Raw genomic sequence first — 13,500 nt, forward strand, 5'->3', positions numbered from 1 at the left:
CCGTGGCCACGAAGAATCCCGCCGTCGCCGGCAGCCGGCTCAAGACCGAAACCTCCACCGGTGTGTCGGACTGGCAGGACCGGGTGCTCAAGCTGGCACGCGCCCTGCACGCACGTCCCGAAACCGCCTTCCAGGAGACCGGGTCCGCCGCGGCGATCACCGAGCTGCTCGCCGAGGGCGGGTTCACGGTCGAGCGCGGCACGGGCGGTCTGCCGACCGCGTTCACCGCCACCGCGGGCAGCGGCGAACTGACGGTCGCGCTCTGTGTCGAGTACGACGCACTGCCCGAGGTCGGTCATGCCTGCGGCCACAACCTCATCGCCGGCGCCTCGGTGGCCGCCGCGCTGGCCCTGGCCCCGTACGCCGACGAACTCGGCATCACGCTGAAGGCGATAGGCACCCCGGCCGAGGAACACGGCGGCGGCAAGGCGCTGCTGCTCGACGCCGGCGCGTTCGACGGAGTGGGCCTGGCCCTGATGGTCCACCCGGTACAGGACGGGGTCGGCTACAACCCCGCCGGGAGCACCGCGCAGGCGGTCGGCCGGTACCGGGCCGTGTTCCGGGGAAGTGCGGCGCACGCCGCAGCCGCACCCCACCAGGGCGTGAACGCCGCCGACGCCGCCACGCTCTCCCAGGTGGCCGTCGGTCTGCTGCGTCAGCAACTGCCGGGCGACCAGCGGGTGGCGCTGTTCGTCTCCGAAGGCGGCGTCGCCACCAACATCATCCCCGAGCGGGCCGTCGTCGACTTCGAGTGCCGGGCATTCACCCTGCCCGAGTACGAGACGCTGCTGGGGCGTGTCCGGCGGTGTTTCGAGGGTGCGGCCCTGGCGACCGGCACCGAACTGACCGTAGAGGCCACCGAGCCGCTCTACGAGCCTCTCGTACAGGACGACGTGCTGGCGGGCTTCTGGACATCGGCCATGGCTGCCTTCGGGCGGGACGTCACCTCCGGTGGCCGGCTCGCCGGCGGTTCGACCGACATGGGCAACGTCAGCCAGGTCATCCCCAGCCTGCATCCGTGGCTGAGCATCCCGGGGGTCGACGTGCCCATTCACTCCCATGCGTTCGCCGCTGTCGCCGACACATCCGTGGCGTACGACATGATGTTCGAGGCGGCTCGTGCCCTCGCCTGGACCGTCGTCGACGCGGCGGGCAGCACCGAGTACCGGCATCGTTTCGTCGCCGCGGGCTACCGCCGTGACGTCCGTGAGAAGGCGGTGTCGACATGACCACCCCCACTGCCGCGGTCAAGAACCGCGTCGCCGGGCCGCGTCAGACCCTGCCGATCGCCGCCCTCGCCCTGGTGATCGCCCTGGTCGTACAGGCCGTCGGACAGCTCGACATCGACCTGGGCATCGGCTCCGTCATTGTCTTCCCCATGGTGTGGGGTCTGATCCTGGGCCTGCTGGTGTCGGTCCAGAAGGTCCGCCCCCTCGGCATCCGTCTCCAGAAAGTGGCGTCCGCGCTCGTCGGCGTGGCCGTGATGCTCCTGGTCGCCCGGCTCGCCTTCAACATCGGCCCCAGCCTGCCGACGCTCGTCAAGGCCGGGCCCGCGCTGCTGCTCCAGGAGATCGGCCATCTTCTGGGCACGGTGGCCGTGGCCCTGCCGCTCGCCGTCGTACTGCGATTGGGCAAGGCCACGGTCGGTGCCACCTTCTCGCTCGACCGCGAGCCGTCCTTCGCGATGGTCTCGGAGAAGTACGGGCCGGACTCCGACCAGTACCGCGGCGTCCTGGCCATGTACGTGTTCGGCACGATGTTCGGAGCGGTGTTCATCACGCTCCTGACCTCGTTGGTGTCGAACTGGAACATCTTCGACCCACTGGCCCTCGCCATGGGCGCCGGCGTCGGCTCGGGATCGATGATGGCCGCGTCCTCGGCCAGCATCGTGGCCGCTTACCCGGGGCACGAGGAGGCCATCCTCGGCATGGCGGCGGTGTCGAACCTCATCACCACCGTCCTCGGGGTCTACGTGGGCATCTACGTAGCGCTGCCGCTGGCGGACCGGTTCTACCGCGCCCTCACCCGCCGTCAGAACACCCGCACGCCGCAGACAGCGACGCCCGACGCCCCCTGTGCCCCGGACGGCCCGACGGACGACGCCACTGCGAACCGCGCCTTCCGGGAGGAAGTCGCCGCCGCCTCGGGCGAGATCAGGATCCCGCTGTGGCTGTCGCTCGGCGTCCTGACGGTGCTCGGCCTCGGCACCGCCTCCGTGGCGGCCGGCACGATCGGCTGGGACATCGTCGGCGGCTACGCCGTGCTGCTGGGCCTGGTGATGCTCGGTCTGCTCCTCGCCAAGGTCAGCCGGAAGATCTCCGCGATCGTATGGATCACCACAGTGGGCGCGTACGCGTCCAGCCCGTGGTTCTTCGCCTCTGGCAGCCTCAACAGCCTGGTGGGCTCGGTGGACTTTCTGTCCATCGCCACGATCATGCTGACCCTCGCGGGACTGTCGCTGGGCAAGGACCTTCCGTTGCTGCGCCACATCGGCTGGAAGATCATCCCGGTGGGGCTCGTCGCGATCACCGCCTCGTTCCTGCTCTCGGTGGTGATCGCCGAGTTCACCCTCGGCGCGTGGGGCTGACCCTCCACGCGCGGGCCCGATCGCGCGACAGCGCCTGCGGAGCCGGCGGCGCGATCGGGCGAGGGGTCGTGGGGTCGTCGACTTCTTCTGTCTGCGCCGTCGTCGCCCGGACGCGTTCGGTCAGTTGCTCGGTGAGGCCGGTGTCGGTGAGCCAGTTCGCTGCGGTCAGCCGGCGGGCACATGCTGCATCGGGAAACGACGAAGCCCTTCCCCGGTGGAGGGAAGGGCTTCGTGAGCGAGCGCTGGGCAGGCCTTGCACCTGCATTTCCCCGCGGGAAGCGGGGCGTCTTTCCTTGGACCACCAACGCAATGTCAGTCGCCGCGAGCTGCGGCGGACTTTCAAGATCAACCATAGCGCATGCGGGCCGCCGGCCGGACACCATGCTCACCTCCGGCGCGAGCCCCTCGGCGGCGGGCTGCTCCTGGCCGCAGACCTGCTGCGGGACCGCCGGCCCGGACTGCGCGAAAGGTTGGTGGCAGTGGTCGAGTGGTCAGCCCTGCCGGCGGAAGTCCAGCATGTAGAGGACCTTGTCGTAGCGGCGTTCGCAGACGGCGACGAAACCGGGCAGACGGCCGTATTCGGTGAAGCCCAACGACCGGTAGAGGTGCAGGGCATTGGTGTTGTCACCACGGGCGTCCAGGGTGAGGACCTCGATCCCCGCCGCCCTGGCGTCAGCGACCAAGGCAGCGGTCAGTGTCCGACCGACACCACGACCATGGGCAGCAGCATCTACCGCGACCTTCTCCAGATCGGCGTGTGGCCGATGGGTCGGTCAGCCGTAGCGGAGCCAGTACCCCAATCCGACAAGCCGACGGTCGAGGTAAGCGACACGCAGCGCCGCGTCCCCGGCCTGCACCGCAGAGACGACGTGACCGAGAAGTTCCGCCACCTCGTCCCGCGAGGGCGGTTCGACCCAGCCCAGCGCGGCACCTCCACCGACCAGGTCCGCCAGGATCCGGTGGGCCGACTCCGCGAACCGGACCTCCAGCTCCGGATCGGAAGTCAGCTCCATGGCGTCAAGGATGGCGGGCTCAGTGGTCGCACCGCTGGTCGTGGCCGGATTCATGACCGGCAGCCTAAGGCGCGGTCGTCGCCAACCCCGTGATCGGGATCCCGGTGCCCGACACCCTGCTGCGTGACTACAAGGACGGGATCGACGGCGTACGGGTCATCTACTTCGTGACGGCTCTGAAGACGCTGACAGGCCTTGACACGCCCCGGCAGGTCTTGACACGTCTTCTCCGAACTGGTCAGCGTAGGCACGCGTTGCTGCGGACGCCGGCAGGCTTCTCCGTGACCGGCTCAACCGCTCATCCGCATCCGGACCATGCGCCCCGGACACCGCTCGACAGCCTGTTCCTGCCGGTGCGCTCCACTTCTGAGGAGGACTCCGACATGGCATCTCCCACTTCCACGAAACGAACTGTCGCGGCGGTACACGCCGCTCCGGTGTTCATGGACACCGAGGCGACCGTCGGCAAGGTCATCCGCTTCATCGAACAGGCCGGCCGGGAAGGCATCGACCTGCTGGTGTTTCCGGAGGCCTACATGCCCGGTTACCCGTACTGGATCGAGGCCTACGCCCCGCTGGACCAGCAGGGCGCCAACGTCGCCTACGCCGAGGCGTCCGTCGAGGTGCCCGGTCCGCAGATCGCCCGGGTCCAAGCCGCTTGTGAGCGCGCCGGGGTCGGCGCCGTTCTCGGTGTCAGCGAGCGGCTCGCGGGGACCCGCACGTGTTTCAACAGCCAGGTCTTCATCGAACCCGACGGCAACCTTCTCGGAGTTCACCGCAAGCTCCAGCCCACCTACGCCGAACGGATCGTGTGGGCTCAGGGCGGCGGCGCCACCCTCAGCGTCTTCGACAGCACTCTGGGCCGGATCGGCGGTCTGGCCTGCTGGGAACACACCATGAACCTGGCCCGGCAGTCCCTGATCACCCAGGGCCAGCAGATCCACGCAGCAGCATGGCCCGGTCTGTCCACCATGGCCGGCTTCGAGACCGTCGCCGACGTCCAGATCGACGCCATGATGAAGACCCACGCGCTCACGGCGCAGGCGTTCGTCATCTCCGCCGGAAACCCGGTGGACGAGACGTGCCTGCAGTGGATGGAGTCCACTGTCGGACCGCAGAAGCACATCACTGTGGGCGGCGGCTGGTCGGCCGTGATCCACCCCTTCAACCAGTACCTCGCCGGCCCGCACACCGGCCTCGACGAGAAGCTCGTCACCGCCGAGATCGACCTCGCCGACATCAACGCCGTCAAGGTCTGGGTCGACTCCCGCGGCCACTACGCGCGACCGGAGATCCTCGGCCTGCGGGTCGACCGACGCCCGCTCTGGCACGACGAAGGGCACCGCGAATGGCCTGCCGCCCCGAGCGACGGCACCACCGCCCCGGCGGCCGAAACGGCCTGAGCAGACGACAACGGACCAGCTCGACCACGCCGTCGGCGACCCCGATCCTGCCCGTTGTGCCAAAGTGCGTTGGTTGTCACCGACGAGAGCGGTTGGCTCGGCATTCTGCGCACCCGTCAGTATCGGCCGATGCTCGCCGCCCCTGCCGAAGTGGTGCCGGTGCGGCGGGAGCAGGGCTGCCGGAACCGGCTCCACCTGGTGACCCGTCTTGGCCAGCAAGGTCAAGCAGATGGGAGGCGATGGTGGAGGGAGAGGCCGCAGTGGCTCGGTGGACGCGACGCCGATCCGGACCGTGGGCTGCGGGCGGGAGCACGAAACGGGACCCGCGGTGTCGGTCGGCCTGGACACGAGGGCGGGTGCCCGCCGTGCTCGCGGTACTGACGGCCGGGCTCATGGTCTTCCACCGGGCGGTGCCCGACTCCGCGGGTCACCTGGGTAGTCTGCTGGAAGCCTTCCTCCCGTGGCTCGGCCTGGTGGACGTGGTGCTGCTCGTCCTGGCACTGCTGCGCCGCTCAGCGATCGCGCTGGTGGCGCTGCTGCTGCCGGTGGCAGCCTGGACCCATCTCTTCGGCGGGCTGCTCGGGACGGAGCACGGCCCGCACGACCTGGTCGTGGTGCAGCACAACGTCAGCGACGAGAACACCGACCCGGCGGGTACGGCCCGCGCCCTGGCCGGCGCCGAGCCCGATCTCATCGCGCTGGAGGAGCTCGTCCCCCCGGCGCTGGCGACGTACGCGCAGACCCTCGCCCCGAACTACCCGTACCACGCCGTCCGGGGCACCGTCGGACTCTGGTCGAAGCATCCGCTGACCGGTGCCCGGCCGGTGGACATAAAACCTCAGCGGATCACGGAGACCTGGAGTCGCGGGCTGCGCACCGTGGTCCACACGCCGCACGGCGATATCGCGGTGTACGTCGCGCACCTGCCCTCGGTCCGTGTCCGGGCGAGCGGCCTCGCTTCCTCGCAGCGGGACGAGAGCGCCGGCCTGCTGGGCAGAGCCATCGCCGCCGAGGAACTGAGAACGGTCCTTCTGCTCGGCGATCTCAACGGCACCGTCGACGACCGTGGGCTGGCCCCGCTGACCTCCCGGATGAACACAGCGGAGCGGGGCTTCGCCTTCAGCTTTCCCGCCGCCTTCCCCATGGCCCGGATCGACCAGGTCATGGCCCGCTCGGCGACCGTCGGCCGCATCCGCACCCTGTCACCCACCAGCAGCGACCACCTGCCGGTGACCGCCCGGATCACACTGGGCTGAAGCAGTCATCTCCATGGCAACAACCCTGTTCACCGGCTGCTGTCGGTGGAATCGCGTAGGCACGGTTTCATCGCGCCGGACGTCGGCGCGCACATCCTGTACATCCAGCACGAGGAAGGCGGCCGAGGCCAAAGGAGAGCCCTTAGGCTTCCCAGGTGACGAAACCCGCCGAGTCCCAGAACCCGCAGCCCGCCGCCCGGAGCTCGGCCGCGCAAGGAGGACCGCCCGACCGGGGGCGCCCGGCCAACCAGGGGCGCCGGGTCGCGGCCCGCAACCGGACCGCCCTCATCACCGCCGCCCGCGAGGTCTTCGCCGAACAGGGCCTGAACGCACCTCTGTCCACCGTCGCCCGCCGTGCCGGGGTGGGGCAGGGCAGTCTGTACCGGCACTTCACCGACCGGGTCGCTCTGGCCTCCGCCGTCCTCGACGAGAACGTCCGGCAGATCGAGCGGGCCGCCGTCGAACCCGGCGCGAGCCTGGAGAGCGTCCTGGGCGTGATCACCTGGCACCTGAGCCGCTCGACGGCGTTCGTCGACCTCCTGCGGGTTCGCGGCGATCAGGCCCGCACCCTGTCCGAGCGCGTTCGTACCGTCCTGAGCGGGTGCCTGCCCGCAGGTCATCGCCTGTCGCCCGACGACGTCATGCTTGCAGTCGCCATGGTCTCGGGAGCCGTCGCCGGCCCCACCCCGGCGGAACGAGAGCGCCTGGCCCTGCGGGCCTGGCGGCTGCTCGGCGTCGAGGTGGGACCGTTGCGGCCCTTCGAGACGGCCGTCGACGAGTGACCGTCAGCCGCCGTTGGACTGGCGGATCCCGTCGGCGAGCGCGGTGAACCCGTAGATGTACCCGCCGTCTGGGCCGCTGACGGTCATGTAGGCCGCCCGGCCTCCCGGGGCGATGGCGACGTTGGTCGCCGACCGCAGGCCCCCGGCGTCCTTGGCGGGGACCTCGACAGTGGCGAGGCGCTCCCCGTACTTGCTGTAGACGGCCATGGCCGGTCGGCCGTGCAGCGCCTGGTAGAGGTTGCCGGCGGCATCCACGGCGATGGAGTCGGTCTGGGCCAGGCCGCCGTCGACACGGATGGCCTTGTGCTGAGAGGTCACAGCGGTCCTGTCGGCGTCGAGCGACAGGTAGGAGACGGTGTCCTCGGTGAGTTCGCTGATCCACAGGCCGCGCACCTCGGGGTCGAACATGACCCCGTTGGGGTGGGCGAGCCCGTCGGTCAGGACGGTCGTCCCCGTGCCGTCGCGTTCGATGCGCACGATGCGCCCCCCGGTGTCGCCGGGCTCGGTGCCGTGCGAGTCGCTCACGTACAGGTTGCCCTCGTCGTCGAAGGCGATGTCGTCCGGGGTCATCCGCGAGCCGTCGACCTCGCCGGAGAAGAACGTGCGCGGGTCCGAGCCGTCCCGCTCCACGCTGACGACGGAACCGGTGGCGAAGTCGGTGAGGTACAGGCGCCCGTCGTACGGGCTGACCTGAGCGGAAGTGTAGGCACCCGTCCTGTCGGTGTAGACGCCCCGGTGCTCACCGGTGGCCACGTCGACGGAGATGACCTTGGGCTCGCCCGGGGGCGCGGTGACATCCACGACGTACAGGTCGCCGTTCTCCATCAGGACCGGTCCCTCCAGCAGTGTCATGCCGGTGGCCTCGTGCACGTCGGTCACGTGCGCGACCTGGGTGGCCCGGATGCCTCTGCCCTCTCCGGACGGCGAGGAGTTCGGGGCCTGGGCGGCGCCGGTCTCCGTGCCGCATCCGGTCAGTGCCAGGAGTCCTATGGCTGCCAGACTCGCCAGGGTGCGGGGTGTGCGGTACGTGGTCATGGGGTGGTGTGGCTCCTTCCTGTCGCGTCCGGGACGTCCGGACGCCGTGTCGTGCAGGAGAAGTGCCTCGAGTCCGTCGGTGGACACGTCGACCGTGACGACGCGGCCCTCCTCGCGCACGATGCGCGCGGCGACGGCCCTGCCGATGCCGGAGGCCGCGCCGGTGACGACGACGGTCTGGCCACCGAAGCGACCGGCCGTGACCTGCTCGGTCCACGGCTCGGGGGCGCCGATCTCGACGCCGAGGCCGGACTCCACGGCCGACCCGGTGGCTGCCGGAGGAGCGGTGGGCAGCCACTCCGGCACCCGGCCGGTCTCAGCGGCCGTGACGAGCGTGTCCACGAGCCTTGGCGGGAACTTTCCGCCGGACATCTTCACCAACTGCTCCAGCGGCAGACCGAGAGCCGGGGCGAGGGCCTGTTCGTTCTGTCCTTCCGAAGCCAGCAGACCGCGCAGGACCTGCCCGGCGACAGGATCCGCCAGCCAGTCGCGCAGCGGGGAGGCGGGGGTGAGGTTCGACATCGTGGGCCCTTCATGTCGTGGCGCTCGGGCAGGGCCGTGTGCGCCGGGACCCACCCCAACCGGACAGTATTGTCCGGTACTTGGGTTACGGTACCGGTGACCGCGCGGGGTGCCGCGAGAACACTGCCCCACCTCACGCGGCCGGCCGGCGCACCTCCCCCGAGAGAGGAATCCCCCCATGACCCTGCCGCAGCGCGACACCCCGCCCACCCCGCAGCAGACCGCAGACCTGCGCGAGCGGTACCGCATCGAGCGGGAGCGCCGCGTCCGCCCCGAGGGACCGGGCCAATACCGGTCGACATCCGCGGAGTTCGGCTACTTCGCCGCCGACCCGTACGCCGGCGTGGTGCCGGAGCGCGAAACGCTGCACGACGCCGTGGACGTCGCGGTCATAGGCGGCGGGTTCGGCGGGATCCTGGCAGGCGCGCGCCTGCGCCGGCAGGGTGTGGCAAGGGTGCGGGTCATCGAGAAGGGCGGTGACTTCGGTGGCACCTGGTACTGGAACCGCTACCCGGGAATCCACTGTGACGTCGAGTCGCACGTCTACCTGCCGATGCTCGACGAGACCGGCCACATACCCGAGTTGAAGTACGCCCCGGGCGAGGAGATCCGCAGGCACGCGGTGCGCATCGCCGAGCAGTTCGACCTGTACGAGGACGCTCTCTTCTCCACCGCCGCCACATCCCTGACCTGGGACGAGACCACACAACAGTGGAAGGTCGCCACCGACCGCGGCGACGAGTTCCGCGCCACCTACGTCATCACCGCCACTGGCACCCTCACTGAGCCCAAGCTGCCCGGCATCCCCGGCGTCGAGGACTACCGGGGCCATACCTTCCACACCTCCCGCTGGGACTACGGCTACACCGGCGGCAGCCCCGAGGGCGGGATGACGGGCCTGGCCGGCAAGCGGGTCGGCGTCGTCGGCACCGGCGCCACCGGCGTACAGGTCATCCCCGTGCTGGCCGAGGATGCCGGACACCTGTACGTCTTCCAGCGCACCCCTTCCTCCGTGGACGTGCGCGGACAGCGGCACATGACGCCGCAGGAGGTCGGGGCGGCCCATGAGGGCTGGGCGGCCGAGCGCCGGGAGAACTTCCTGCGGATCGTCTCCGGGGAGCACACCGAGCAGGACCTGGTCGCCGACCGCTGGACGGAGTCGGCAGCCCTGCTCGAGAAGCTCCTGCCGAGCTTCCGCCGTGACGGGGAGCCGGACTTCGAGGTCGTCTACGAGGCCGCCGACCACACCACGATGAACGCCATCCGGGACCGCGTGGCCGCCGAGGTCACCGATCCCTCCACGGCCGCGGCCCTCCAGCCCTGGTACCGGTACGCGTGCAAGCGCCCCACGTTCTCCGACCGGTACCTGCCCACGTTCAACCGGGACGACGTCACGCTCGTGGACACCGCCGACAGCCACGGCATCGAGCGCATGACCCCGCGTGGGGTCGTCGTGGGCGGTGTTGAGTACGAACTCGACTGTCTGGTGTTCGCCACCGGATTCTCCGTCGGCGTCTCCGGCATCACCTCCGGGAAGCTGCCCGTGACGGGCCGCGACGGGGTCCGGCTCCTCGACGCACGGACCCAGCACGGCCCACGCACCCTGCACGGTTTCACCAGCAACGGTTTCCCGAACCTGATCCAGATGGGCTCGCTGCAGAACGCCAGCAGCGTGAACTTCACGCACATCCTGGACGAGCAAGCAGTGCACGCCGCCGCCCTGGTCGCTGCCGCGGAAGAACACGGCGCCGTCGTGGAGCCCACCCGTGAGGCAGAGGACGCCTGGACCGGCGTCTGCGCCCAGGGAGCCCCCGACCACGAGTGGTTCCACGCCGAGTGCACCCCCGGCTACTACAACCAGGAGGGCCGCGGCCGCCCGAACGGCCCCCTCGCGTACCCGCACGGCGCCGTCGCCTTCCACGACCTCCTGCGCCGTTGGCGCGCGGAGAACATCATCGAGGTACTGCAGCCCAAGGTCTCCACCACGGTCTGACGTCCGCCCGACGTGCCCGCCCGGCGCACGTCGGGTGACGCCCCGTGGTGGGCGGCGAGTTCGACGCCACGGGTGGTGATCCTCTGCTCCAGAGCGGTCATTTCGGCGCGGGACAGGGGCGAGCATTCATGGCCGACGGCCCTGCCGACAGCGCCGTCCGGGGCGGCCGCGGTGATAATCCGCGGCTATGACCCTGTCTCGCGCGCCATCATGTATGTGTTCCCGATGTCGGGATCGCCGTAGAAGAAGAACAGCTTCAACTTGTCGTGCTGATCGCGGTCCACGTAGAAGGACCACACGTATGTCGATGGGGGCTCAGGAGTCGAGGCGTCAGTGGCCGTCACGGAAGAACGTCCATCCACTCGTGTCCGGGCTGTCAGCGCGAGCCGGACGACCTGTCCGCCGTCGTCGTCGGTCAGTTGCCAGGTTCCCGTACCGGAGAGGCGCCAGCCGTCCTCGAAGTCGAAGTCCTGCCCGTCGAGCTTCTCGAGGAGAGCCGTTCCGTCTTCGCGAAGCACCACGCGGGTCCCCTCGACGTTTTCCCACCCCCCCGCGACTTCGGCCGTAGTGGCGTCGTGGAGCCCCGTTCCCCCGTAGTACTGATAGGGACCGGCACACGCCGTCAGAACAGTCAGAACCACCATCAGGCCGACAACGGTCGCCCCCCACGCACGCAGCCTGCTTCCGCCCGCCACCAGGACCTTCCCCCCTCAGCCCGCATCGGCCAACCGATAGGAGTGGGCCGTGGAGAGATACCTTGTCAGACCTGTTGAACGCGTTCAACTCTGCGGCTGGAGCGGTAGCGCACACCACCCCGACTCGCGTAATCAAGTTTGACTAGCCGATATCGACGCCGTACCTTGCATCCCTAGTCAAGTTTGACCACTGACCGAAGGGGGGCGCTTTGCCTGACTACGATCTGGCGATCGTCATCGAAGGCCTGCGGAAGAGGTACGGGGACAAGCAGGCCCTCGACGGCCTCGATCTCATGGTCCGAACCGGGAACGTCCAGGGGATTCTCGGCCCGAACGGCGCCGGCAAGACCACAGCCGTACGCATCATGTCCACACTGCTGCGCCCCGAGGAGGGACGTGTCGAGGTAGCGGGATTCGACGTGAGGACCCGGGCCGACGAGGTGCGCTCACGGATCGGGCTGGTCGGCCAGAACGCCGCCGTCGACGAAGAGCTCAGTGGACGCCAGAACCTGGAGATGTTCGGCCGCCTCCACCATCTCGGCGCGCGCCGTGCAGGCATGCGGGCCGACGAGCTCCTGGCCCGGTTCGGGCTCGCGGACACCGGCAGCAAGGCCGTCAAGCAGTACAGCGGCGGTATGCGGCGGCGGCTCGACCTGGCAGTGGCTCTCATCTCCCGGCCGCAGGTGCTCTTCCTGGACGAGCCCACGACCGGGCTCGACCCCCGCGGCCGCACGGAGGTGTGGAACGCGGTGCGCTCACTGGTGGGCGGCGGCACGACCGTCCTGCTGACCACGCAATACCTGGAGGAGGCCGACCAGTTGGCCGACCGGATCGCGGTGATCAACCACGGAACGGTCATCGCGGAGGGCACGGCGGACGAGCTGAAGTCCAGGACCGGCGGTGACCGCATCGACGTGGTCCTGCACGACACGGCCCAGCTGGCACACGCGGCCTCTCTCCTGCCCGGTGACGTGGTGGCGGACGAGGACCGGCGAATGGTCAGTGCCTCGGTCACCGACCGGATGGCCGCGCTGACCGAGACCGTGCGGGCGCTGGAGGCGGCCGGAATCGAGGCGGAGGACATCGTGGTACGCCGGCCGACGCTCGACGAAGTCTTCATGCACCTGACGAAGGAGGACGCCGCATGAGTGCGACCCACGGTGTGAGCCTGGCGCACGGCACGGGTTCGAAGCTGAGCCGGGCGGCCGCCGACTCCTGGACGATGACCAGGCGCGAACTGGCCCACTGGGCGCGCCGGCCCGTGCAGGTGGTCGTCGGCCTGGTCTTCCCGGTGATGATGCTGCTGATGTTCAGCTACCTGATCGGCGGCGGACAGGGCATCGCCGGGGACTTCACGGACTACCTGGTGCCCGGCATGCTCACCATGACCATGGCCTTCGGCCTTGAGGCGACCATGCTCTCGGTCACCCAGGACCTCGGCAAGGGGGTCATCGACCGGTTCCGCTCGATGCCCATGAACTCCGGCGCGGTCCTGGTCGGACGGAGCGTCGCCGACATGCTGCAGTCAGCCGTCGGCCTGACCGTGGTGATCGCGGTCGGATACGCGATCGGCTGGCGCGGGCACGAGGGAATCGCCTCTTCCCTGGGTGCGGTGGGACTGTTGTTGCTGCTGCGGTTCGCGATGTTGTGGATCGGCATCCACCTGGCGATGGTCGCGGGCAAGCCCGAACTGGTGCAGGCGGTGCAGATCCTGGTCTGGCCGGTCAGCTTCCTCTCCAACGCCATCGCCTCGCCCGAATCGATGCCGTCGTGGCTGGGCGTGATCGTGGAGTGGAACCCGATGTCGGCGACGGCCACCGCAGTACGCGGCCTGTTCGGCAACCCGGGCGCGGGTGGCGACTCCTGGGCCGCGACCCACGCGGAACTCCTCGCCGTGGCCTGGCCGGTGGCCCTGATCGCGGTGTTCTTCCCGCTGGCCGTGAGGCGGTTCCGGGACCTGAGCCGCTGAAGGACAGTTCGGCGGATCCGGACCGCAGGTACTTCTACCGGATCGCCGTGCGACACCGGCGGGGCGGAGTCGGAAGCGGTCACCACCCTCGAGCGGCTCTGCGTAGTGTTCCGGCTCCTCGGTATCCGGCCACGGAGCCCGCGCAAGAACCCGTTTGGCGGACCGCCACGACCGCTGCTACGTTTCCGGAGGCCGTGCTGGAGAACGAGGAGGTGGTACCTGTGAACGCAGTATCGACATGGGTG

The 13,500-nt window shown here is 69.7% G+C and carries 10 protein-coding genes and 2 pseudogenes; 8 read left to right on the top strand and 4 right to left on the bottom strand.

The window, feature by feature from the left end; all coding sequences use genetic code 11:
- The first annotated feature begins 2 nt into the window (after positions 1–2).
- Together OHA19_RS42625 and OHA19_RS42630 are read left to right on the top strand one after the other, a co-directional pair.
- Positions 3–1,229, top strand: a complete 1,227-nt coding sequence (locus OHA19_RS42625; protein ID WP_331749525.1) for an amidohydrolase — start codon at positions 3–5, stop codon at positions 1,227–1,229.
- On the top strand, positions 1,226–2,587 hold the full coding sequence (locus OHA19_RS42630) for a DUF3100 domain-containing protein (protein WP_331749521.1): 1,362 nt from the start codon (positions 1,226–1,228) through the stop codon (positions 2,585–2,587). Before OHA19_RS42625 ends, OHA19_RS42630 begins: the two co-directional genes overlap by 4 nt.
- A gap of 491 nt (positions 2,588–3,078) precedes the next feature.
- Here OHA19_RS42630 and OHA19_RS42635 read toward each other — a convergent pair.
- Positions 3,079–3,654: pseudogene (locus tag OHA19_RS42635) on the bottom strand (GNAT family N-acetyltransferase).
- Between the two features lie 329 nt (positions 3,655–3,983).
- Between OHA19_RS42635 and OHA19_RS42640 the strand changes: the two are divergent.
- The 3 genes from OHA19_RS42640 to OHA19_RS42650 all read left to right on the top strand — a co-directional run bounded on the left by OHA19_RS42640 (position 3,984) and on the right by OHA19_RS42650 (position 7,041).
- The gene (locus OHA19_RS42640) at positions 3,984–5,003 is read left to right on the top strand and encodes a carbon-nitrogen hydrolase family protein (RefSeq protein WP_405722489.1); all 1,020 of its coding nucleotides are present in this window, start codon (positions 3,984–3,986) and stop codon (positions 5,001–5,003) included.
- A 392-nt stretch (positions 5,004–5,395) separates the two neighbouring features.
- Positions 5,396–6,259, top strand: a complete 864-nt coding sequence (locus OHA19_RS42645; protein WP_405722922.1) for an endonuclease/exonuclease/phosphatase family protein — start codon at positions 5,396–5,398, stop codon at positions 6,257–6,259.
- 155 nt (positions 6,260–6,414) lie between these two features.
- Complete coding sequence (locus tag OHA19_RS42650; RefSeq protein ID WP_331749504.1) at positions 6,415–7,041, top strand: helix-turn-helix domain-containing protein; 627 nt, start codon at positions 6,415–6,417, stop codon at positions 7,039–7,041.
- Between the two features lie 3 nt (positions 7,042–7,044).
- On the opposite strand, the gene OHA19_RS42655 is transcribed toward OHA19_RS42650, so the two are convergent.
- Both OHA19_RS42655 and OHA19_RS42660 read right to left on the bottom strand, forming a co-directional pair.
- On the bottom strand, positions 7,045–8,076 hold the full coding sequence (locus tag OHA19_RS42655) for an SMP-30/gluconolactonase/LRE family protein (protein ID WP_331750705.1): 1,032 nt from the start codon (positions 8,074–8,076) through the stop codon (positions 7,045–7,047).
- A 69-nt stretch (positions 8,077–8,145) separates the two neighbouring features.
- Positions 8,146–8,847, bottom strand: a pseudogene (locus OHA19_RS42660) (hypothetical protein); the annotation flags it as partial.
- Between OHA19_RS42660 and OHA19_RS42665 the strand changes: the two are divergent.
- On the top strand, positions 8,777–10,591 hold the full coding sequence (locus OHA19_RS42665; protein ID WP_331749501.1) for an NAD(P)/FAD-dependent oxidoreductase: 1,815 nt from the start codon (positions 8,777–8,779) through the stop codon (positions 10,589–10,591). The pseudogene OHA19_RS42660 and the gene OHA19_RS42665 overlap by 71 nt on opposite strands.
- Positions 10,592–10,776: 185 nt before the next feature.
- Here OHA19_RS42665 and OHA19_RS42670 read toward each other — a convergent pair whose 3' ends face one another.
- Positions 10,777–11,235: a hypothetical protein gene (locus OHA19_RS42670; RefSeq protein ID WP_405753490.1), complete on the bottom strand. Its 459-nt coding sequence runs from the start codon at positions 11,233–11,235 to the stop codon at positions 10,777–10,779.
- Positions 11,236–11,495: 260 nt separating this feature from the next.
- Between OHA19_RS42670 and OHA19_RS42675 the strand changes: the two genes are divergently transcribed.
- Together OHA19_RS42675 and OHA19_RS42680 are read left to right on the top strand one after the other, a co-directional pair.
- Positions 11,496–12,434, top strand: a complete 939-nt coding sequence (locus tag OHA19_RS42675) for an ATP-binding cassette domain-containing protein (RefSeq protein WP_331754498.1) — start codon at positions 11,496–11,498, stop codon at positions 12,432–12,434.
- Positions 12,431–13,255, top strand: coding sequence for an ABC transporter permease (locus OHA19_RS42680; protein ID WP_331754500.1), 825 nt, complete (start codon positions 12,431–12,433; stop codon positions 13,253–13,255). Before OHA19_RS42675 ends, OHA19_RS42680 begins: the two co-directional genes overlap by 4 nt.
- The last annotated feature ends 245 nt before the right edge of the window (positions 13,256–13,500 follow it).

It is taken from the genome of Streptomyces sp. NBC_00012 (assembly GCF_045040875.1).
GTDB lineage: Bacteria > Actinomycetota > Actinomycetes > Streptomycetales > Streptomycetaceae > Streptomyces.

Bases quoted from the DNA above. Each gene is read 5' to 3' on its own strand.
- OHA19_RS42630 (WP_331749521.1), top strand. From the start codon at position 1,226: ATGACCACCCCCACTGCCGCGGTCAAGAACCGCGTCGCCGGGCCGCGT.
- OHA19_RS42640 (WP_405722489.1), top strand. From the start codon at position 3,984: ATGGCATCTCCCACTTCCACGAAACGAACTGTCGCGGCGGTACACGCC.
- OHA19_RS42645 (WP_405722922.1), top strand. From the start codon at position 5,396: ATGGTCTTCCACCGGGCGGTGCCCGACTCCGCGGGTCACCTGGGTAGT.
- OHA19_RS42655 (WP_331750705.1), bottom strand. From the start codon at position 8,076: ATGACCACGTACCGCACACCCCGCACCCTGGCGAGTCTGGCAGCCATA.
- OHA19_RS42665 (WP_331749501.1), top strand. From the start codon at position 8,777: ATGACCCTGCCGCAGCGCGACACCCCGCCCACCCCGCAGCAGACCGCA.
- OHA19_RS42670 (WP_405753490.1), bottom strand. From the start codon at position 11,235: ATGGTGGTTCTGACTGTTCTGACGGCGTGTGCCGGTCCCTATCAGTAC.
- OHA19_RS42680 (WP_331754500.1), top strand. From the start codon at position 12,431: ATGAGTGCGACCCACGGTGTGAGCCTGGCGCACGGCACGGGTTCGAAG.